Raw genomic sequence first — 20,235 nt, 5'->3', positions numbered from 1 at the left:
TTTTGGAAGATCAAGCGTCGTACTCGAGCCTTCGTACCGGCCCGGGACGCGGGTTGGTGGCCGTGTACGCCATTTTCGCGCTGGCCGCGACGGCGCGGGCCGCCTACCAGATTTACGACGATTTCCATTCCGCTCCGGTCGCTTATTTGCTCTCGGCATTTTCGGCGGTCGTGTACATCGTGGCGACGGTGTGTTTGGTGCGTGCTTCGCGGCTGTCCCACCATATCGCCGTCATCTCGTGCGCCATTGAATTCGTCGGGGTCATCGTCGTCGGGTTCTTGAGCATTTTCGCCCCCGAATATTTCCGGCAACCATCGGTCTGGTCGCTGTTCGGAATCGGCTACGGCTTCGTGCCGTTGGTATTGCCGGTGCTTGGTTTGCTGTGGCTTCGTCATACTGCGCGTCGAGTGACGGAGCCCGGTCGCCTGTCTTCCTGACCGGCCGTCGTCGCACCACGCGCCGACCGGCGGGCGCGGCAGCAGGCTATTTCGAGTCGGCGCCGATCAAGTACCAGTCGGTGCCGACCACTTCGGTAGTGCCGTCATCCGCCCGGGACAAGACGATCGGGTGGCTCGAGGTGACTTCGATGGTGTTGTTCCCGGACTCCGATTCCTGTCCCTGTCCGCCGAGCAGGGCCTCGATCGACGATCCGAGATCGAGCGAAAAGCTCGACGGCACGCTGACGCTCAGGGTGCACCGGATTTCGGCCAGTGCCGTGACGGAGTCCTTCGTTTTGATGGCTCGGCTCGTCATGTCGGCATCGTCGACCTTGCATGCGGGCTTGACCGATTTGAATCCGCTCTTCTTGCTGCGAAGCCGCCCGACGTACGACCGGTAGTCGGTGAGCCCCTTGGCACTCACCCGGGTGCCGTCGTCCGGCTTCGAGCCGGTCTGCAGGAAATGGGCAACGGCTTTCGCGGACGTCGTCAGCTCGGCGACTTCTTTGCTCGAGGCTTGCGGCGTCGAGCCGTCGCTGCGCCCGATCATGGCCGGCAATTTTTTGCCGGCGTGAACGGTTTGCACCACGCGCCACGGGGACGTCGACCTGTCGCGTTCGACGAGGAGGTAGTCGGGGCCGCCGTCCTTGGCCCGCGCGATGAACCACAGGGGATATTTCGTCAGTCGCGGCGCTGCGACGGTCACCGACGAGTACGCCGGTGCGCGCAGCCGGCCGTCGGCGGCGTCGCTGGTGACGGCGAGCGCCCGAGTGCGCGTCAGCTGCGGATCGGCCTGGATGTTGCTCAGGCCGTGCAGGTCGTGCCGGTAGGATTTCTCGAGCTGCGTCGAGTAGCGCTTGATGAACGCGGGGGCCTTGCTGTGAGGTATTGCGATCTTCGTGGGCACGACGGGCTCGACGGTGCGGGGTTGTACGGGCGCGGTGCAGCCGGACGCCGCGAGCACCGCCGTGCCGGCGATCGCGCCGGCCAGTGTGCGAGATGCGGCCGTGCCTCTGCGCGTCCCCCTGCGTGCCCCGAGTGGACGAGCCGGCGGCAGCCGGTTCGAACGCCACCAGGTGAAAAGCAGTGCCGCTATCGCAAGCAGCACCAGCGCGAGGCCGAATCCAATCATGCAATAGCCGAAGACGCCGGAGGTCTGCAGACCCATTCGGACGTCGACGTCGATCGCTTTCGCGCCCGACGGCGAGGCCACAACTATGTATTGGGGGCGTTCGGTCGGGGAGAATCGCACCGTCACGGATTTACCGGTCTGCTTCGACGTCCACCAGTCCAGATCCCCGGGATCGGCGCCTAGCGTCGACGATCCGCTGACGAGCCGCTGCGTGAAGTCACCGGGGAACTCGACGTCGGTGATCAGGTGGTAACTCGTATCGGCGACGTAATCGTCGACGTCGACTCCGTTTGCCGTGCCCACGAACAGATCGGAATCCGACGAGATGTGCAGGAACGCCGTGGCCCCGCTGAACGGCACGAGGTTCTCGTCGAAGACGACCGCTTGTCCGCCGTGCAGAGTGCGGGCGGGCGTATCGATGACATCGTCGGTGCCGACTTTGAATGCGGTGGGGACGGCGATGAGCAGGATGAGCACGCTCAACACCGTGCACGCGCACGCACCGATCAGGCGGGACACCGAAGCGGATTAAAAGAGCGCGCGGGTCAGCGAGGCACGAGCCTTCGTCACGCGTGGATCGGCGGCGCCGACGACCTCGAAGAGTTCGAGCAGGCGCACACGAACCCGCTCGCGGTCATCACCCGCCGTTGTCCGGATGAGCGTGAGCATTCGAGCAAATGCGTCGTCGATGTGGCCTCCGGAGACGTCGAGATCGGCGACGAGGAACTGGGCGTCCAAATTCGACGGTTGGTCGGCGGCCGCCGCACGGGCCTGGTCGAGATCGACGTCTCGCGTGCGCTGCAGGAGGCCGACTTGCGCAAGTCCGGCCTTGGCGTCGTCGTCCCCGGGGTTTTCCTTGAGCGCCCGGGTGAAGGCGTTCGCCGCGCCGTCCAGATCTCCCTTTTCCAGCGCGTCGTACGCCTCTTGGTGCAGCGGCGGCAACGGCGCTTCGGCGGGCTCGTCGTCGCCGGTGGCGACTGCCCGGCCGTTCACGCCGTTTTGCGCGGCAACCTTGTCGAGCTCGTCGAAGTAGCCTCGAACCTGGCTTTCCGGAACCGCCCCCGTGAACAGCGGGACGGGCTGCCCCTTGACGATCGCCACGACCGTCGGAATTGATTGGGCCCCGAAAGCCTGCTGGATTTGCGGGTTCTTGTCGACGTCGACCTTGGCCAGCACTATGCGTCCGCCGAACTCGCGAGTGACTTTTTCCAAGATCGGCGACAGCTGCTTGCACGGTTCGCACCAGTCGGCCCAGAGGTCGACCACGACCGGCACGCGCGTCGAGAGTTCGACGATGTCATTGAACGATTGTTCCGTGACGTCCTGAACGATCGACGAAACGACCACCGATTCGGAATTGGCTCCGGCGGCGGGGGCCCCGGCTGGCGCGGCGCCGGCGGAGCCTGCCGCTTGCGGGTTGCGGGCAGCGGACAGGTCGAGCCCTTCGCGGGGCTGTTCGGGCGTAGCGGCGCCAAATGCGTCTTGACTCATCGTGTGCTCCTTTTCGCGGATGCCTCTACAGCGTTTTGCCGCCGGTCAGCGTGTTGTCGACGCCGAGAACCTTGATGTGCCCGCTCGACTTCTTGGGCACGAAGAACAGGACCGTCTCGCTGTAGTTCGTTCTCACCGGGCTGTGCGTAGTCTTCTCACCGAGCAGCTTAGCGAGTTTGTCCGGCACCGTGATCGACCCGGTCCGGCCATCGACGCTTTCCGGCTTGATCGTCGTTGTGCTCGACAGGTGCGCCAGCACGAGTGCACCGTCGTTCCCGGCCTCCGTCACGACCATTCCCTTGGGGTCGGCCTTGTGCTCGAAGTCGATGGTGGCCTTTGCGGATTCCAAGGAGTCCTTCTGCTTCTTTTGATATTTCAGCAAATTCTTACGGAAGGCGTCCGGAGCGAACTGCTTGTCGTATTTGCTCTTCGCGCCCTTCGTCAGGATGTCGGCATAGTGCTTGGCCGCGTCGCGCGGCGTGAGTTCGAGCCCGTCCTCGTCCGGCGGCAGCAGAGCGGAGCCGTTCTTCGGGTTCGGAGTCGGCGGCACCTGGGCGCCCGGCAGCAAATTGACCGATGACCAAAGTTGGTACGGGCTGCGCGGGTTCTTTTGATACAGGTCGAGAAGCTGCGGGACGTCGGCGTTCTTGCTCTTCGTGACGACGACTGTGACACGCGGCCATGAGTCGGTGGCGGTGGTGACGTTCAGCAATACCGGATCGGCAGCGACGGCCGTCGGTTTCTCGGTGGTGGCCTTCTTCTTTTGCAAGCGGTAGATGGCTTTGCGTTTCGCTAAAGCCGGACCGGTTACCCTGTCGCCGAGCTTGTCCGCCGACTTCGCCTTGTCCCCGGCCTCGGTGGCCGCGGAGATCTTATCGAGCACGCTGTGCAGCTGCCCCTTGGTCAGCACGGGTTGCGCGGCCGTGGGTGACGCGGACGGCGACGGCTTGGGAAGTTCGGGCGGCCCGCTGCATCCGGCCAGCACGAGTGCGGCGGCAATCATGGCTGCCCCTCCGGGCATGGCGGCGTTCTTATGGCGGAAAGCGCGTGCCTTGCGGCGTTTGCGCCTGCGGAAGCCATCGACGAAGAAGAACCCGAGCAGGATCAGTCCGATCAGTAGGATGATCCCGCCGATCACCATCAGCGGGGTGGCCCACGGCGTCGTGGCGTGCGACGGCCAGCTGATGGAGACGGTGGTCTTGTCCGTGCTCTTCCCGGAGTCTTTGGCCGAATCCTTGCCGTTGGCATGGGACGCCCCGTCCGTCGCGATCAGGAAAGCGGTGCGGCCGGCTTCCTTGTCCCATTTCATCGACAGTGTGTCGGTTCCGGTCGACTGCTTCACCCACAGGTCGTCCCCGCGCGGATCGGCCGACGGCCCGGATCCTTTCGCGGTCTTCGTGGCAAGCGTGTGTTGGCTCTTCAGCCCGGTGATTTCGGTGTGCGGCGAGTTGCCGACCCAGGCGTCGACGTTGTCGGCCGGGGCCTGGCTGATCGACAAGTCGCCATGACCCGAGACTTTCAAAGTGGCGGGCGGGTCGTACAGGTTGAGCATGCCGGGTTCGACGACGATGAGATCATCGGACTTGTGCATGGTGGCGGAAGCCGTGATGGTGTCCGACGGCGCCCAGAGAGTTTTTTGCAGCACTCCGATGCCGCCGGCGACGAGACCGACCACGATCAGGAGCACCGCGAGGGCGTAGCGCACGAAACGTTTCCTTCCGTCTGTCTTCGATGTCTAGTAGGCACGACTCCCGGTCGGCGACCCAGCGGTCGTCGCGAAAACGTTGCTTGAGCGTGCGGCGGCAGAGGGCCTGGATGATCGACCCGTTATCATTACCGATCTTCCAGAATAGGGGTTTCCGGCAGAATATCCGACTTGAGAAGCTCCCACGTGATGAATTCGACGTATTTTATCGGGCAACGTTCAGCCTGGCGCAGGGGCCGAACGACGTCCGGAACCATGCTGTGCGGCGTCCGGAACCATGGTCGGCGGCGGCGTGGCGTAGGTTAGATACGTGGTTGATAAGAATCGAATGGTCTGGATCGACTGTGAAATGACCGGACTCGACTTGAAGTCGGACGTCCTCATCGAACTGGCCGTTCTCGTGACCGACTCGGAACTGAACGTACTCGGCGACGGCGTGGACGTCGTCATCAAGCCGCCTGCCGGCGCCCTGGACAATTTGAATGACGTGGTGCGCGAGATGCACACGAAATCGGGGCTGCTCGACGATCTGGACAACGGCGTGAGCGCCCGCGAAGCCGAGCAGATTGCGCTCGATTACATCAAGAAATGGGTTCCGTCCGGCAAGGCGCCGCTCGCCGGAAACTCGGTGGGCACCGACCGCGGCTTCCTGGTGCAAGAGATGCCCGAGCTGGTCGACCACCTCCATTACCGCATCGTCGATGTGTCATCGATCAAGGAACTGGCGCGCCGCTGGTATCCGCGCGTGTACTTCCAATCGCCGGAAAAGAACGGCGGTCATCGCGCCCTGGCCGACATCCGGGAATCGATCACGGAATTGCGCTACTACCGGGAAGCGCTCTTCGTGGAGCAGCCCGGCCCCACGTCGGAGGACGCAAAGGCCATTGCTGCCAAAGTCGCAGACAACCCCGAGGGGTAGAGCTCCTCCTGCCCTCCTTCGTTCCTTCCCCCTTGTTCCTTCCCCCTTGCCCTTGCCACCAGGTGGTGGCGAATGGCTCTCCCCTCCCGCCGAGTGGTGGCGAATGGCTGCGAAATCGCCGATTTCGCAGCCATTCGCCACCACTCGGCAAGGCACCGCAGCCATTCACCGCCACTCAATCGCCCGACCGCTCATGGCATTCATTGACATCGCCGAACGCACCGGGCCAATGTTCGTTCATTTGTGACTGAGCGTGCGCTCTCGTCCTATTTCTGTGCGCGTGATGGCGCTCACACTGACCACGGCGAACAGTAAACTTGTGACTCAAGCGGTCTAATGGAGGGCTGGACGCACTCCGCGGCCGGAAAGTTTGTGGCGCGAGGAGAGTTCATTGCAATTCCATCATCACGGCTACGTGTCGACCGATCCGCGTATTCAAGAAGTCGCGGGCTGCGGTATCGACAGGCCCGCGGAAATTCCGGAGGAAGTCGACGTGCTGATCGTCGGCACCGGGCCGGCCGGGATGATTCTTGGCGCTCAGCTGTCTCAATTCCCCGACATCACCACGCGGATCGTCGAAAAGCGACCCGAGCGGTTGGCGATCGGACAGGCGGACGGCGTGGCCTGCCGCAGCGTCGAGACGTTCCAGGCATTCGGGTTTGCGGACGATCTCATTCGCGAGGCTTATCGCATCACGGAGTCGGTGTTCTGGGGGCCGGACCCGCACGACCGCAACAATCTGGTGCGGACGGCGCGCACCAAGGACGATCCCCACGGAATCAGCGAGTTTCCGCACCTGATCTGCAATCAAGCCCGGGTGCAGGACAAATTTGCCGAAGTCATGGAGAACTCGCCGACAAGGATGACGCCGGACTTCGGGTTGAAGTTCGTCGATCTCACTGTTGCCGACGAAGGCGACTACCCGGTGACCGTCACTTTGAACCGCACCGCCGGGGAGCGCGAAGGCGACGACCTCACGGTCCGCGCCAAATACGTTGTCGGCTGCGATGGCGCGCGCAGCAACGTCAGGCGTTCCATCGGGCGCACGCTCGACGGCGACTCGGCCGACCACGCTTGGGGCGTGATGGACATTCTCGCCGTGACGGATTTCCCGGATATCCGCACCAAGGGTCTCATCACGTCGAACGAGGGCGGCAACATCTTGCTCATCCCCCGCGAGGGCGGGCACCTCTTCCGCTTGTACGTCGACCTCGGCGTGATGAGCGGAAAGGACTCGGCGGCGATCCGGCAAACCACGCCGGAGGAGTCCATCGCGATTGCTCAGCGCATTTTTCACCCGTACACGCTCGATGTGAAGCATGTCGCGTGGTACAGCGTCTACGAGGTCGGCCAGCGCGTGACCGATCATTTTGACGACGTCCCGAATGACATGATTGGCCGGCGCACGCCTCGAGTTTTCATCACCGGCGACGCCTGTCATACGCACAGCGCCAAAGCCGGCCAGGGCATGAACGTCTCGATGCAGGACGGATTCAACCTGGGCTGGAAGCTGGCCTCGGTCCTCAGGGGGCTGGCCCCGGAGTCGCTGCTCGATACGTATTCGGGCGAACGACAGCCCGTCGCCCAAAAGCTGATCGATTTCGACAAGGAATGGTCGCGAATGATGGGCGCCAAGCCCATGGATCCCGAACACCCGGAGCTCGGCGGGGTCGATCCGGAGGAGTTTCAGAACTTCTACGTGCAAACGTTCGACTTCATCATGGGTTTCAGCACGGAGTACGAACTCGCCCCGTTGACGGCGTCGGCGGATCATCAGAATCTTGCCGGCGGTTTTCCTCTCGGACGCCGGTTCCATTCAGCGCCGGTCGTCCGAGTGTCCGATGCAAATCCGATCCACCTCGGACACCATGCGACGGCGGACGGCAGGTGGCGCATCTATGCGTTCGCCGATACGCGAGTTCCCGGCGGGAAGTCCGCGGTGGCCGACTGGGCCGATTGGATGGCCGAGGCGGCGGAGTCGCCGGTGAACCGGTACACGCCCGAAGGCGCCGAGACCGATGCCGTCTTCGACGTCAAGGTCGTGTACCAGGGCGATCACACGGAATTCGACGCGATCGATGCTCCCGAGATTTTCTTGCCGCGGCGAACTCCTTTCGATCTGATCGATTACGAAAAGGTGTTTGCCACGGATCCGTCCGATGACATCTTCGATGCGCGCGGCATCGACAGGAGCGGCGCCGTCGTCGTCGTACGCCCGGACATGTACGTCTCGGCGGTCGTTCCGCTGTCCGAGCCGGATAAGCTGGCCGCCTACTTCGACACAATCATGCTTCCGCAGACGGCTGCCGCTCCGGCGCACGCCTGACCGAGCATCGGACGGCGCACGGACGGCGCACAAGCGGCCGGATGGCGTCTGCCGGCGATCGGCGGGAGCGCAAGGAGGCTACTTCGTGAACGCGAGCGCAGCGGAGGACGGCGTCGGCGATCTCATCGCGGCCCACGGCATGGCCGAGTGGCAGAGGGTCGTGTCCGAGCAGCTCATGCCGCTCGCCATCGACACGACGTCCAATCCCGAATTCGAGGGATCGGTTGTGACGCGCCGGTTCGGCGGCGTGGGCTTGGCGGTCGTCCGGACCGGCGCGCATGTGGCCGAGCGGACGCGACGCCTTGCCGCGGCCGGCGATCCGCACTATTGGCTGGGGCTCCAAATCGTGGGGGTCAGCACTGTCGAACAAGCAGGGAACCGTTCGGAGCTGCGGCCAGGGGATTTTGCGCTCTACGATTCGTCGATGCCGTATCGACGCGAGTTCCCGGGTGACTCCGAAACGTTCGTGGCGATCATTCCGCAACAGCTCATTGCCTTGCCACCGCGGGCCCTCGCTCTCATCTCCGCGCTGGGAATCGGCCCGGAAAGCGGCATGGGCGCAATAGTGTCGCCGTTTCTCACGGCGGTTGCGAGAAATCTGTCCCACCTGACTTCGGCACAAGGGATCAGCACCGTCCACGCCATGATCGAACTCGTCACCAGCACCTTTGCCGAGAAGTTCGGAGTTGTCGCCCCGCATCCGTCCGCTCGCCATTTGGACCAGGTCATGACGATCAGACACTGGATCATGACGCGGCTCGCGGACCCGGACCTGAACCCCGAGAGGATTGCCGCTGCGCATTTCGTGTCCACGCGCCAGTTGCACGTGTTGTTCCAAGAACAAGGAACGACCGTCGGCACGTGGATCCGCGAGCGTCGGCTCGACATGGCGCGCCGCGACCTCGAAGCGCCGGGCGAGAGTTCGAGCATTCGGACTATCGCACATCGGTGGGGCTTTGCCGATCCGGCGTATTTCGCGCGCGCATTCCGATCGGCCTACGGCGTGACGCCGCGCGCCTATCGACACCACGGTGCGTCCGGCTCAACGGCGCCGGGAGAAAAGTGAACCACTGGGGACCTCCCAGCCGTTCCGGGGGTGGCCGGGACGACCGTCGTTCACCAATTGGGGTGGGTAACGGGGCTTGAACCCGCGACCTCCTGGACCACAACCAGGCGCTCTGCCAGCTGAGCTATACCCACCACGTGCCGTGTCCGCCGCCGATGATCGGCAACTGCATGGCAGCGTCATCGAGTGTACCCGGTATCCGCCCCAACAGCCGAATCGGGCTGCCGCACATCAATGACTTTGAGAGACGCATCACCCGATTTTTTATCTGCCGAAATCACCTGCTAATGTAAACAAGCGTTGCGCACCTCTAGCTCAATTGGCAGAGCAACTGACTCTTAATCAGTGGGTTCCGGGTTCAAGTCCCGGGGGGTGCACGATTTCCCTCGTCACCCGCGGTGGCGGGGGATTTTTTGCACTCGTCGGCCTGCGATCGCGCGCCCGGCATCCACGCGCCCGGCGTTACGTAGGCCCCAGCGGAAAGACCAAGAGGCTACCCGAGGCGGTCGCGACGACTTTCCCGTTCTTGTCCGCGACGTCTCCTTCGGCAAACGCAACCCTGCGTCCGGGCTTGGTCACTCGGCCCGTGCAGACGAGCGGCCCGCTATCGGCCATGACGGGCCGCAGGTAGTTCACCTTGATCTCGATCGAGGTGTAACCGGTGCCGGCAGGCAGCGTGGTATGCGTGGCGCATCCCAGCGCCGAGTCCAGCAGCGTGCAGACGAGTCCGCCGTGCACGGCGCCCATAGGGTTGCCATGTGATTCGTCGGGCCGGCAGCTGAACGTGACGGTTCCGTGTCCGACGTCGAGGATGTCCATCCCGATATGGGCGGCGATCGGTGCGGCCGGGACTTCGCGGGCCGCCATTTTCGTCAGGTAGTCGAAGCCGTCCAGTTCCGCCATCACGGCGAGGCCGTCGGCGGGGTCCTCCCATTGAACGGTCGTTTCGCGCCGGCTCATGCGTTCGACCGATCACTCGACCCGGCGTCGTCCGAAGCGGGACCCGGCCCGCCGTCCGAAGCCGCCTGGCGAAGCGGGACGTTTTGCAGGCGCAGCTGCCCGCGCGCCAGGACTTTCGCCGTTGCGTCGTTCGCGATCACGACGTCCCAAAGCTGTTGCGTACGCCCCTGGTACAGGGCCTGGGCGGTCACCGTGGCGCGGGCCGCCGTGGCCGGGCGGAGAAAATCGGTGGCGTTGTGCACGCCGACGGCGAACTGCCCGCTCTCGGCCACCGCTTTGCTGGCACCGATGCTGCCGGCGCTTTCGACGATCGTGGTGTATACGCCGCCGTGCACGACGCCCCACGGCGTGTGATGGCTCGCGTCGAGGTCGACGTGCCCGCGCACACTCGTGGTCGTCACGTCGTCGACGATAAAGCCGGACGCCGCGACGAAGGGGCTCGCCGTGGCTCTCGACACGTCGGGAAAATTATCGGCGGACGCTGGCATCGGGCGGCTCCTCGGTATTGGCATGCTGCTTCTCAAGCTAACTTATTTGAATTAAGCTAGCCTAGTGCGATCGACCAGTCAATCGATCGCGGAAGGGTCAACCGAGGGAGCAGCCGTCAGCATGGATTGGTTACAGTACGACACCACCGCGTGTTCGATCGGCCGCACGCTGGACGTCATCGGCGAAAAGTGGACGATGCTGGTGCTGCGCGAACTCTTCAACGGAGTGCGACGGTTCGATCAGATCCGCGACCACGTCGGGGTGTCGGATCCCGTTTTGTCCGACCGTCTGCGCACGCTTGCGGCGGCCGAAATCGTGGACGCCGTACCTTACCGGGAGCCTGGGCGGCGCACTCGCAATGAGTACCGCCTCACTACGAAGGGCTTCGATCTCTACCCGGCGCTCATTGCGCTGTTGCAATGGGGAGACCGATATTGTGCCGAGCCGAGCGGGCCACCGCTGCGTGTCACCCATCGCGAGTGCGACGAGCCGCTCGAGGCGGTTATCGAGTGCACGGCCGGCCACCGCATCCATTCACCTCGCGAGGCTACGGCTCGTCCCGGCCCCGGCGCCCGGTCGGTGAGATGAGCCCTGTCGTCAATGCCGGCTGGGAACTGATCACCGGCGTCCTGGCTCTTCTCGTCCAGCGGGCCCGCGGAATCCGGACGCAACAATGAGACGCATTGGTATCGGCCTACTGGGGTTGATCGGCGGCGTGCTGCTGGCAATTATTCCGCAGGACGTGCTGGCCGGGGCGTTCATCTCCGGCGGTTGCGGGCAGGAGGACATGGGCGTCTGCCGGCCGCGCGCCCGGAAGCCCGTCAGGACGACGTCCCGGCATCGCGCGAACGCACGTCGCGCAGGCCGATCAAGAGCGAGAGAACGACGAAAACCATTATTGCCAGCAGCCCCGCCGTAAAGGCGATCGGCCACCGGCCTCCGCTGGACTGCTCGCCCGTGCCCAGTACCGCAAAGGCGACAGCCGTGATGACGGCCAAGCCGACCGCCGTGCCAATCCGCTGTCCGGTCTGCATGACGCCCCCGGCGCTCCCCGCGTATTCATTCGGGACCTCGTTCAACGTCAGCGTCTGATTCGGCGAAATCACCATGCCGCCGCCCGCGCCGAACACCGTGAGGGTGAGCAACCACCACCAGATGCTCACACCGTGCGTTGTGAGCAATGCCACAGCTATCGTTGCGGCCAGCGCGACAAGCACTATCACAAGTCCGGCCACCACTATCCGACGTCCGTAATCAAATGCCCGGCGAGACGAAAGCGTCGACATCGTCCCCGAACTCACGGCGCACGGCAGTCCGATGAGCCCCGCAGCCAGAGCGGAGTATCCGAGACCGGATTGCATGAACAACGAAACGAGTACCCAGATACTCGTCATCCCGGCGAAATAGGTCGTCGACAAGGATGCGCCGAGACTGAAGCTGCCGATCGAGAAGATCCTCAAGTCCACCATCGGTGTCCGGCCGCGCTCCCCGTACCTCTTTTCCCAGCGAATGAAAAGGTAGAGCAGGAGCGCGCCGATGGCGACCGACGCCCAGATCCATCCGCCGAGGGCGCCGCCGCGGCGAACAAATGGAAGGAGGACGGCGAAAACGCCGACGCCGAGCAACACCATGGCAACCGGGTCGAGGTCTCGATCGCGGCGACCCCGACCCTCCACGGGGCGGATCATCGGCCGCGGATGAAACACGAGCGCGGCGACAAGCGTGGCCAGTCCAATGGGGACGTTGATGAAGAAGATCCACCTCCACCCGGCTTCCGGCCCCGCTGCAGCGATGATCGCGCCGCCGGCCGGGGGCCCGACGGCAGTTGCCACTCCCACCGTGGCGCCCAGCATTCCATAGGCCTTGCCGCGTTCCTTGCCGCGGAAGTACTCCTGGATCATGCCGATCGTCTGCGGGTTGAGCACCCCGGCCGCGAAACCTTGAAAACACCGCGCGATATCAAGTGCCGGGGCGTTCGGCGCGAGGCCGCACGCTGCGGAGGCGAGGACGAAGATCGCCACACCGATCAGAAAGAGGGGCGCGCGGCCAAAGATGTCGCCCAGCCGTCCGGACGGCACCAGCACCAGCCCGAACAGCAATGCGTAGCCGGCGAGAATCCATTGCAGCTGCGATTGAGAGGCGTCGAGCGATGATTCGATGGTCGGAAGCGCCACGTTGACGATGCTGACGTCCAGCAGCGCCATGAACACGGTGGCTAGGAATACGATGAGCAGTTTCCATCGGATGGGGTTGGGCGTGCTCTCCGCGCTCACCGATTGCCTCCTTATTCATCGTCGTGACAACGATATCCCTCGGGGCAATCGGCCGAGGCTGCGACGTCACCCCATGCTTAGGGGTCGAGTCCGGCCCGGTGTTTGGCCGTGAGGATTTTCAGGGCCGATTTGTCGACCTTGGCGCGGAACTGCGGACGCGCCTTGGCTCTGGCGATCAGGGCCGCCGTCATGGCCCCGGCCAGCTTGGGGTTGACCGTCACAATCATGTTGCCGCCCGCCCGGATGAACTTCACGGCACGCTCGGCCGGCGACCACCCTGCGACCTGCTTGGCCTGACCCAGATCGTCGCTGATCTCCACGCCCGTGAAATTCAGATCCTCACGCAACATGGTGTGCATGATCCGATACGAGAACACTCCCGGGTTCTTCTTGTCGATCTTGTCGTAATACGCACTCGAAATCATCACGAACTGCGCCCCGGACCTGACCCCCACTCCGAACGGCTTCACCGTCGACCCGTGCCGAGTCGTCACATGATCACGCACACCGGACGTCGTATCAGTATTCCCGCGCACCCGCCCGAGCCCGGGGAAATGCTTGATCGCGACCTGTTCATGCGCAGCCCGCATCCCGTTCGCAAACGCCGTGCCCTTCATCGCCACCTCGTGCGGATGATGCGAAAACTCCCGATAGTAATAGCCGATCGGCTTGTTCTTCCGGTCCAAATGCTTGCTCACGGTACCCATCACCGGCGCCAGATTGAGCGTGACACCGGCCCGGTGCAACTGACGACCCCATTTCTTCGCGTGAGCCTTGAGACTGGAGTTCGACCAGGTGCCCTGATGCAGCGCCGTCGGGATTTTACTAAACCCCTTCCCCTGCAACACCTGCACGTACCCGCCCTCCTGATCCACGGCGATCGCGATCGGCGAATTCGCCGTCGAGTGCTTCGTGGCGAGCTTTTGGACGTTGTCGGCGCCATGACGTTGTGCCGTCACGCCGTGATGATCCCGCCCCGTCAAGATGATCGACCCGACGTGATACTTCGTCACTGCCGTCTTCGTGGTCCCACTCATGTGATGGCTGGCCGGCGTCCCCACCATTAGCAGCTGGCCAACCCGCTGCGCCAGCGTCATCCTGTTCAATTCCGACTTCGGACTTCGAACGTGTGCCTGCGCCGACACGGAGTCGGCAGTCGACGTCGGCGGGGCCGCTCCGGCGCACCCGACCATCAATGGGGCTACCAGCGCAAGCGCGCACACTGCGTTTCGCGTAACGACTCCTCGTCTCCCGGTGCGATGTGCGGCTACCGCCCCCGTCAGGTTTTATCAGGCGCCGCCCCGCCCCATTGCCGGGTCGACGCCCGGTACTCAATTTCGTCGATGCGTGTTTCGAAGTCAAGGAATTTTCATCACAATAACGCATCGATGAGGCCGGGGCCGTGTCCGACAACGCCCGCGACCGCCACGAGAAACCGTCAGTCGAACGCTTGGTCGACCACCTCTTGGGGGATCTGCGGAACCTCGAGTCCGGCCTTCGTGAGCGCTTGTTCCATCAGCTCGACGCGGTATTCGAGCAGTGCGATTCCCACACTGAATTCATTTGCCAACACCAGCACCAAGTCTTCGAAAGAACGCCCGTTGTTCAGGGCGGCCGACTCCGAGTTGAACTTCTCTTCGAATCGTTGCGCAATAGGTGTACCCATACTGGAGATCCTTTTCTTGGCGACGGTAAGGGGGAATAATCCACGATAGGTGAATTCGCTGAGAATCAGGTGGGTAGAGCCTGACGGTCGAGACGAGCCGGCGGGTAGCGTGGCCGGTATCAACCGTCAGGAGTTCAACTATGGCATCAAGCACACACAATCCGCCATCCCCTTTGCCCACGACTATGCGCACGGCTGTCCTGGGCGAGCCGCGCGCGATCACTGTCGAGGAGCGGCCAGTGCCCAGCCCCGCGGCCGGCGAGGTACTGATCGAGGTGCTGGCAGTCGGGGTGTGCGGCTCGGACATCCACTATTACGAGCACGGCCGGATCGGCGATCTCGTCGTGCGCTCTCCTCTAGTCCTGGGACATGAGGCGTCGGGCCGGGTCGTGGCGCTCGGCGACGGCGTCCGTTCCCTCGCGGTCGGCGACCGGGTCGCGTTGGAACCCGGTGTGCCGTGCGGCGCGTGCCGCGAATGCCGCAGCGGACGCTACAACTTGTGCCCGGACGTCCGCTTCTTCGCCACTCCGCCGATCGACGGAACCTTCGCCGAATTCGTGACGTTGCCGGCGGACTTCGCGCACCGGGTGCCTGATTCGCTGTCGGATGTCGAGGCGGCACTCATCGAACCGTTGTCGGTCGGGCTGTGGAGCAATCAAAAGGCGGACGTCGGCCCGGGCGATACCGTGCTCGTCACCGGGGCCGGGCCGATCGGGCTGCTCGCACTGCAGGTCGCCAAGGCGCGCGGGGCTGCGTCCGTCGTGGTCACGGACGTCGTCGATACTCGTCTCGACGTCGCTTCGGAACTTGGCGCGGACGACGTCGTCAACGTCCGGACGAGCGAGGCGAACCTTGCCGACCTCGCGCCGTCCGTGTTGATCGAGTGCAGCGGCGTGCCGTCGTCGGTCGCTGCCGGCTTGCGCGCGCTCCGGCCGGCAGGACGCGCCGTGCTGGTCGGCATGTCCGCCGATCCGGACGTGTCGATCCCTGTCGCGACCCTGCAGAACCGTGAGCTGACGCTGACCGGCACTTTCCGCTATGCGAACGTGTACCCGGCAGCGATCGGCATGGCACGGCAGCGCACCGTGAACTTGGCCCGGCTGGGCACGCACGAGTTCGGGCTGGACGACGTGGAGGCGGCGTTGACGGCGTCCGCGGCGGACCCGTCGGTGATCAAGCCCATCGTGCGGCCGGGCCGGTAGAAGCCCCGGGCCCAGCGGATAGTCTGGTTCGGACAGACAAATCGGACAGGCAACGAGGCATTTCGACGAGGAGAATGAATGCGGGCACTTTCCAAGCGAGCGGCGGAGCCCGGTCTTGAGCTGATCGAGGCTCCGGAGCCGTCACCCGGCCCGCGCGACGTCAAGATCAAGGTGCTGCGGACGGGCCTGTGCGGAACCGATCTGCACATCCTGAAATGGGACGAGTGGGCGGCGAACACGTTGCGTCCGCCGGTGATCCCCGGGCACGAATTCTTTGGCCGGATCGTCGAGGTCGGCGCCGACGTCACGAACGTCGAGCCCGGCCAGTACGCCTCGGGCGAAGGTCACGTCGTGTGCGGCTCGTGCCGTAATTGCCGGGCCGGCCGGGCCCACGTGTGCGCCCGGACGAGCAGTATCGGCGTCAACCGGGACGGTGCGTTCGCCGACTACGTTGTCATCCCCGCCACGAACGTGTGGGTGCAGCCGGACGATATGGATCCGAGCCTGGGGGCCGTGTTCGATCCGCTGGGCAATGCCGTGCACACGACGTTGACGTATCCGATCGCGGGCGAAGACATCCTCATCACCGGCGCCGGTCCGATCGGGCTGATGGCGGCAGCGATCGCCAGGCACGTCGGAGCGCGGAACATTGTGATGACCGATGTGAGCGATGAGAGGCTCGAACTGGCACCGGCAGTGGGCGTGAACACGTCCATCAACGTGGCCCGCCGACGGGTTCGCGAAGCCCAGACGGAGCTCGGCATGACCGAAGGGTTCGATATCGGCCTGGAGATGTCGGGCAGTCCGCAAGCCACGCAGGAAATGATCGATAACATGATGCACGGCGGCAGGATCGCCATGCTGGGGCTGCCCTCGCAGGAGTATTCGATCAATTGGAGCGCCGTGATCACGTCGATGCTCACCATCAAGGGCATTTACGGCAGGCAGATGTATGAGACCTGGTATGCGATGAGCGCGATGCTCAGCACGTCGTCCGCGTTGCGCAAGGCAATCACGAACGTGATCAGCGACGTCGTGCCGGCGGCCGACTGGCAGCGGGCGTTCGACATCGCGTCCGCGGGCAGCCGCGGCAAGGTCGTGCTCGACTGGGAACAATAGGCGGACGGCGAACGAGGAGAATCAACTGTGTATCAAAACGTGAAGGCCTCGGTGGCTGCCGAATTGGCGGAGATCGATGCGGCGGGGCTCTACAAGCACGAGCGCCGGCTCGATTCACCGCAGTCGGCGACCATCACGACTGCCGGCAAGGACGTGCTGAACTTCTGCGCCAATAACTATCTCGGCCTGGCCGACCACCCCGACATCATTGCGGCGGCGCACGCCGGGCTCGACGAGCGCGGCTTCGGCATGGCCAGCGTGCGTTTCATTTGCGGAACCCAGACCCAGCACACCGAGCTCGAGCATCAGCTGGCGGACTTCCTGGGCACCGAAGACAGCATCTTGTTCTCGTCGTGCTTCGACGCCAACGGCGGCGTCTTCGAAACTCTGCTGTCGGCCGATGACGCGGTCATCTCGGACGCGCTGAACCATGCGTCGCTCATCGATGGGATCCGGTTGTCGAAGGCGCGGCGGCTGCGCTATTCCAATCGCGACATGGGCGAACTCGAACAGTGCCTGATCGATGCAAAAGACGCACGACGGCGGATGATCGTCACGGACGGCGTGTTCTCGATGGACGGATACGTGGCACCGCTGGCCGACATCTGCGACTTGGCCGAAAAGTACGATGCGCTCGTGCTCGTCGATGATTCGCATGCCGTCGGCTTCGTCGGCGACGGGGGCCGCGGCAGCCACGAGTACACCGGGACGATGGGCAGGGTCGACATCATCACCGGCACCCTCGGCAAGGCATTGGGCGGTGCGTCCGGCGGCTACATCGCGGCTCCCCGGGAGATCGTCGACCTGTTGCGCCAGCGTGCCAGGCCGTACCTGTTTTCCAACGCCGTGGCCCCGGCGGTCGTGGCCGGCAGCATCAAGGCACTCGAACTCGCCCGTGAATCGACACGGGCCCGCGAACAGTTGACGTCGAACACGAAGCGTTTCCGCGAGGGCATGACCGCTGCCGGGTTCGAGGTACTTCCGGGCGAGCATCCCATTTGCGCAGTAATGTTCCGCGGGGACGACGGGGCGCGGCAGGCCAACGAGATCTCGGCGGCCATGCTCGAGCGTGGAATCTACGTCATCGCGTTCTCGTACCCGGTCGTGCCGAAGGGGTTGGCGCGCATTCGCGTCCAATTGTCGGCGGCGCATTCCGCTGCCGATGTGGACGCCTGCATCAAGGCCTTCACCGACGCACGCGACGCGAGGGCGGCCCAATGAGACTGGTCGCGGGGGTGGACAGTTCCACCCAGTCGTGCAAGGTCGTCATCCGGGAGGCGGAAACCGGCAAACTCGTCCGGTACGGTCAGGCGCCGCACGAACCCGGCACCGAGATCGACCCGGAGCATTGGTGGATCGCGCTGCAGGCCGCCGCATCGGCTGCCGGCGGGCTGGACGACGTCGAAGCCATCTCGGTGGGCGGCCAGCAGCACGGCATGGTGTGTCTGGATTCCGGCGGTGCGGTCGTTCGGCCGGCCATGCTGTGGAACGACACCCGGTCGGCGCCGGCTGCCGCGGAGCTCGTGGCCGAGCTCGGGGACGGCGACCCCGAGGCAGGCGGGCGGGCCTGGGCGGACGCCGTCGGCGCCGTCCCGGTGGCGTCGTTCACCGCCACCAAGCTGCGGTGGCTCGCCGAGAACGAGCCGGACAATGCGGCGCGGACGGCGGCAGTCTGCCTGCCGCACGATTGGCTGACGTGGCGGCTTGCCGGGTTCGGCCCCGGCGTGCCCGGCGGGCTCGATGCGCTGACCACCGAGGCCTCGGATGCATCGGGCACGGGATATTTTTCGGCCGCCACCGGCGAATACCGGCTCGACCTGCTCGAACGTGCCCTGGGGCACGCTCCCAAGCTCCCGCGCGTGCTCGGTCCGCACGACTCGCCGGGCACAACACCGGAAGGGGCGAAGCTCGGCGTGGGCGCCGGCGACAACGCCGCTGCCGCGCTCGGACTACACGCCGAGCCGGGCGAATTCGTGGTGTCGATCGGCACGTCCGGCACGATCTTCGCCGTCGCCGACAACCCGACGTCCGACCCTGCCGGTATCGTCGCGGGCTTCGCGTCCGCCGACGGCCGGCACCTGCCGCTGGTGTGCACGCTGAACGCGTCGCGCGTGCCGGACACATACGCAAAGATGCTGGGCCTGAAGCCGGCGGACTTCGGCGAATTGGCGCTTTCGGCGCCCGCCGGGGCCGGCGGGCTCACGCTCGTGCCGTATCTGGAGGGCGAACGCACGCCGAATCTGCCCGACGCGACGGGCTCGATGCACGGCATCACGACACAGAACTTCACCAGGGAGAATCTGGCGCGCGCAGCCGTCGAGGGAATGTTGTGCGGGCTTGCGGAAGGCGCTGATGCGTTGACCGAGTCGGGGCTCGCGTGCGAGCGAATCGTCATGATCGGCGGCGGCGCCCGGTCGGCGGCGGTCCAGCAGATCGCGCCGGCCATCTTCGGCCGCCCCGTGACGGTGCCGCGCCCGGACGAGTACGTGGCCGACGGCATGGCTCGGCAGGCGGCCCGCGTGCTATTGGGACATGCGCCGCGCTGGGACAAGGCGCCGTCCAAGGAATTCAGCGCCGAGGCGTCGGACGGCGGAGCGCGCGAGCGGTACGCCCGCGTCCGCGGCACTGTTTGACGCTGCCGTTCCGGGCCTTCGCACGGCCCCGACGAGAATACGGTTAAAGGCCGTCTTCAGGAACCCAGTCGAGGAGGTCACCAGGTTGGCAGTCCAAGGCCTTGCACATGGCGTCGAGCGTGCTGAAGCGAATCGCCTTCGCACGCCCGTTTTTGAGCACCGAGATGTTGGCCGGTGTGATACCGACTCGGTCGGCCAATTCATTGACCGACATTTTTCGTTTGGCTAATGCGACGTCAATTCGCGTGACAACCGGCATCAGATCACGGTTTCCATTTCATTGCGCAGAGTTGTCGCTTGGACAAGCAAGCTACGCATCACAAGCATGAGCAGTGCCAGTCCGATGCCGCCCACGGCCGTGAAGAGCAAGACGAACAGCCAAAAGGGCGGCCCCGCGGGCGCGTTGTCCAAATAGGCGATGGTGGAAAAACTGACAAGACTTCCCGCCAGAAACGAGCCGATAATGCCGTCAACCCAGCGCAGCGAGCGTGACGAGAATACCTCGTCGCGGGCGGTGAAGCGCAGCAAGCGCAGTGTACACACGACCCCGGTCTCGACGCAGCAAAACCCGATGATCGCCAACGTCATCAGCGGCCACCGCATTCCTGCGAGGTCCGGATACTGCTCCGCATAAGCGCCGGACAGCCAGGGCAGACCGAAGACCTGCATGAACACGCTGACTGCGAGAGCCCAGCCCAGCAAGAACGAGAGAAACCCGATCATTCCGCTTCTATCCATAAATCGATTGTCGACCTATTCCTATCGATAAACAATAGAATTTCCAAAACATGATGTTCACAATGGAGTCGCGCTAAGC

19 protein-coding genes and 2 tRNA genes are annotated in these 20,235 nt (G+C 64.4%); 10 read left to right on the top strand and 11 right to left on the bottom strand.

Annotation, left to right across the window (positions count from 1 at the left end):
• Positions 1-2: 2 nt before the first annotated feature.
• Complete coding sequence (locus BJY26_RS09520) at positions 3-437, top strand: hypothetical protein (protein ID WP_179427691.1); 435 nt, start codon at positions 3-5, stop codon at positions 435-437.
• 46 nt (positions 438-483) lie between these two features.
• On the opposite strand, the gene BJY26_RS09515 is transcribed toward BJY26_RS09520, so the two are convergent.
• From BJY26_RS09515 to BJY26_RS09505, 3 genes are read right to left on the bottom strand one after another with little or no spacing between them, the layout of a single operon-like run.
• Positions 484-2,046, bottom strand: a complete 1,563-nt coding sequence (locus BJY26_RS09515) for a hypothetical protein (RefSeq protein WP_179427689.1) — start codon at positions 2,044-2,046, stop codon at positions 484-486.
• Positions 2,047-2,097: 51 nt separating this feature from the next.
• The gene (locus tag BJY26_RS09510; RefSeq protein ID WP_179427687.1) at positions 2,098-3,060 is read right to left on the bottom strand and encodes a tetratricopeptide repeat protein; all 963 of its coding nucleotides are present in this window, start codon (positions 3,058-3,060) and stop codon (positions 2,098-2,100) included.
• A 25-nt stretch (positions 3,061-3,085) separates the two neighbouring features.
• Positions 3,086-4,765: a DUF8094 domain-containing protein gene (locus tag BJY26_RS09505; protein ID WP_179427685.1), complete on the bottom strand. Its 1,680-nt coding sequence runs from the start codon at positions 4,763-4,765 to the stop codon at positions 3,086-3,088.
• A gap of 328 nt (positions 4,766-5,093) precedes the next feature.
• On the opposite strand from BJY26_RS09505, the gene orn reads away from it, so the two are divergent.
• From orn to BJY26_RS09490, 3 genes are all read left to right on the top strand, one after another.
• Positions 5,094-5,684 (top strand): oligoribonuclease, encoded by a 591-nt coding sequence (orn, locus tag BJY26_RS09500; protein WP_179429889.1) that lies wholly within the window; start codon positions 5,094-5,096, stop codon positions 5,682-5,684.
• A gap of 391 nt (positions 5,685-6,075) precedes the next feature.
• Complete coding sequence (locus BJY26_RS09495) at positions 6,076-8,010, top strand: FAD-binding monooxygenase (RefSeq protein WP_179427683.1); 1,935 nt, start codon at positions 6,076-6,078, stop codon at positions 8,008-8,010.
• An 85-nt stretch (positions 8,011-8,095) separates the two neighbouring features.
• A complete protein-coding gene (locus BJY26_RS09490; protein WP_179427681.1) occupies positions 8,096-9,076 on the top strand; it encodes an AraC-like ligand-binding domain-containing protein in 981 nt (326 codons plus the stop codon).
• A gap of 58 nt (positions 9,077-9,134) precedes the next feature.
• On the opposite strand, the gene BJY26_RS09485 is transcribed toward BJY26_RS09490, so the two are convergent.
• Positions 9,135-9,210, bottom strand: a tRNA-His gene (locus BJY26_RS09485).
• 170 nt (positions 9,211-9,380) lie between these two features.
• On the opposite strand from BJY26_RS09485, the gene BJY26_RS09480 reads away from it, so the two are divergent.
• Positions 9,381-9,453, top strand: a tRNA-Lys gene (locus BJY26_RS09480).
• Between the two features lie 85 nt (positions 9,454-9,538).
• Here the strand turns inward: BJY26_RS09480 and BJY26_RS09475 are convergent.
• Positions 9,539-10,036, bottom strand: a complete 498-nt coding sequence (locus tag BJY26_RS09475) for a PaaI family thioesterase (RefSeq protein WP_179427679.1) — start codon at positions 10,034-10,036, stop codon at positions 9,539-9,541.
• Positions 10,033-10,524 carry a PaaI family thioesterase gene (locus tag BJY26_RS09470; protein WP_179427677.1) on the bottom strand — a complete coding sequence of 164 codons (492 nt, stop codon included), beginning with the start codon at positions 10,522-10,524 and terminating at the stop codon, positions 10,033-10,035. The genes BJY26_RS09475 and BJY26_RS09470 overlap by 4 nt, the downstream gene beginning before the upstream one ends.
• 121 nt (positions 10,525-10,645) lie before the next feature.
• Here BJY26_RS09470 and BJY26_RS09465 point away from each other — a divergent pair, with 121 nt between their 5' ends.
• The gene (locus tag BJY26_RS09465) at positions 10,646-11,113 is read left to right on the top strand and encodes a winged helix-turn-helix transcriptional regulator (RefSeq protein WP_179427675.1); all 468 of its coding nucleotides are present in this window, start codon (positions 10,646-10,648) and stop codon (positions 11,111-11,113) included.
• A gap of 233 nt (positions 11,114-11,346) precedes the next feature.
• On the opposite strand, the gene BJY26_RS09460 is transcribed toward BJY26_RS09465, so the two are convergent.
• The 3 genes from BJY26_RS09460 to BJY26_RS09450 form a co-directional block, all read right to left on the bottom strand.
• A complete protein-coding gene (locus BJY26_RS09460) occupies positions 11,347-12,798 on the bottom strand; it encodes an MFS transporter (protein WP_237249069.1) in 1,452 nt (483 codons plus the stop codon).
• A gap of 77 nt (positions 12,799-12,875) precedes the next feature.
• Positions 12,876-13,895 carry a glycoside hydrolase family 3 protein gene (locus tag BJY26_RS09455; RefSeq protein WP_179427673.1) on the bottom strand — a complete coding sequence of 340 codons (1,020 nt, stop codon included), beginning with the start codon at positions 13,893-13,895 and terminating at the stop codon, positions 12,876-12,878.
• Positions 13,896-14,236: 341 nt separating this feature from the next.
• Positions 14,237-14,464: a hypothetical protein gene (locus BJY26_RS09450; protein ID WP_179427671.1), complete on the bottom strand. Its 228-nt coding sequence runs from the start codon at positions 14,462-14,464 to the stop codon at positions 14,237-14,239.
• Between the two features lie 140 nt (positions 14,465-14,604).
• Between BJY26_RS09450 and BJY26_RS09445 the strand changes: the two genes are divergently transcribed.
• The 4 genes from BJY26_RS09445 to xylB all read left to right on the top strand — a co-directional run bounded on the left by BJY26_RS09445 (position 14,605) and on the right by xylB (position 19,418).
• Complete coding sequence (locus BJY26_RS09445; protein ID WP_237249071.1) at positions 14,605-15,666, top strand: NAD(P)-dependent alcohol dehydrogenase; 1,062 nt, start codon at positions 14,605-14,607, stop codon at positions 15,664-15,666.
• Positions 15,667-15,744: 78 nt separating this feature from the next.
• Complete coding sequence (tdh, locus tag BJY26_RS09440) at positions 15,745-16,785, top strand: L-threonine 3-dehydrogenase (protein ID WP_179427669.1); 1,041 nt, start codon at positions 15,745-15,747, stop codon at positions 16,783-16,785.
• Between the two features lie 27 nt (positions 16,786-16,812).
• Positions 16,813-18,006: a glycine C-acetyltransferase gene (locus BJY26_RS09435; RefSeq protein ID WP_179427667.1), complete on the top strand. Its 1,194-nt coding sequence runs from the start codon at positions 16,813-16,815 to the stop codon at positions 18,004-18,006.
• Positions 18,003-19,418: a xylulokinase gene (gene xylB, locus BJY26_RS09430; protein WP_179427665.1), complete on the top strand. Its 1,416-nt coding sequence runs from the start codon at positions 18,003-18,005 to the stop codon at positions 19,416-19,418. The genes BJY26_RS09435 and xylB overlap by 4 nt, the downstream gene beginning before the upstream one ends.
• A 43-nt stretch (positions 19,419-19,461) precedes the next feature.
• Here the strand turns inward: xylB and BJY26_RS09425 are convergent, their stop codons facing one another.
• Complete coding sequence (locus tag BJY26_RS09425) at positions 19,462-19,677, bottom strand: helix-turn-helix domain-containing protein (protein ID WP_179427663.1); 216 nt, start codon at positions 19,675-19,677, stop codon at positions 19,462-19,464.
• On the bottom strand, positions 19,677-20,156 hold the full coding sequence (locus tag BJY26_RS09420) for a DUF2975 domain-containing protein (RefSeq protein WP_179427661.1): 480 nt from the start codon (positions 20,154-20,156) through the stop codon (positions 19,677-19,679). Before BJY26_RS09420 ends, BJY26_RS09425 begins: the two co-directional genes overlap by 1 nt.
• Positions 20,157-20,235 lie beyond the last annotated feature (79 nt).

The sequence above is a fragment of the Spelaeicoccus albus genome (genome assembly GCF_013409065.1).
Lineage (GTDB): Bacteria > Actinomycetota > Actinomycetes > Actinomycetales > Brevibacteriaceae > Spelaeicoccus > Spelaeicoccus albus.
Note: the sequence above shows the minus strand (reverse complement) of the source record. Positions and strands in the feature narration are given on the sequence as shown.

Coding starts and splice junctions, on each gene's coding strand:
- BJY26_RS09510 (WP_179427687.1), bottom strand. CDS start 3,060: ATGAGTCAAGACGCATTTGGCGCCGCTACGCCCGAACAGCCCCGCGAA.
- orn (WP_179429889.1), top strand. CDS start 5,094: ATGGTCTGGATCGACTGTGAAATGACCGGACTCGACTTGAAGTCGGAC.
- BJY26_RS09475 (WP_179427679.1), bottom strand. CDS start 10,036: ATGAGCCGGCGCGAAACGACCGTTCAATGGGAGGACCCCGCCGACGGC.
- BJY26_RS09470 (WP_179427677.1), bottom strand. CDS start 10,524: ATGCCAGCGTCCGCCGATAATTTTCCCGACGTGTCGAGAGCCACGGCG.
- BJY26_RS09465 (WP_179427675.1), top strand. CDS start 10,646: ATGGATTGGTTACAGTACGACACCACCGCGTGTTCGATCGGCCGCACG.
- BJY26_RS09455 (WP_179427673.1), bottom strand. CDS start 13,895: ATGACGCTGGCGCAGCGGGTTGGCCAGCTGCTAATGGTGGGGACGCCG.
- BJY26_RS09450 (WP_179427671.1), bottom strand. CDS start 14,464: ATGGGTACACCTATTGCGCAACGATTCGAAGAGAAGTTCAACTCGGAG.
- BJY26_RS09445 (WP_237249071.1), top strand. CDS start 14,605: ATGGCATCAAGCACACACAATCCGCCATCCCCTTTGCCCACGACTATG.
- tdh (WP_179427669.1), top strand. CDS start 15,745: ATGCGGGCACTTTCCAAGCGAGCGGCGGAGCCCGGTCTTGAGCTGATC.
- xylB (WP_179427665.1), top strand. CDS start 18,003: ATGAGACTGGTCGCGGGGGTGGACAGTTCCACCCAGTCGTGCAAGGTC.
- BJY26_RS09425 (WP_179427663.1), bottom strand. CDS start 19,677: ATGCCGGTTGTCACGCGAATTGACGTCGCATTAGCCAAACGAAAAATG.
- BJY26_RS09420 (WP_179427661.1), bottom strand. CDS start 20,156: ATGGATAGAAGCGGAATGATCGGGTTTCTCTCGTTCTTGCTGGGCTGG.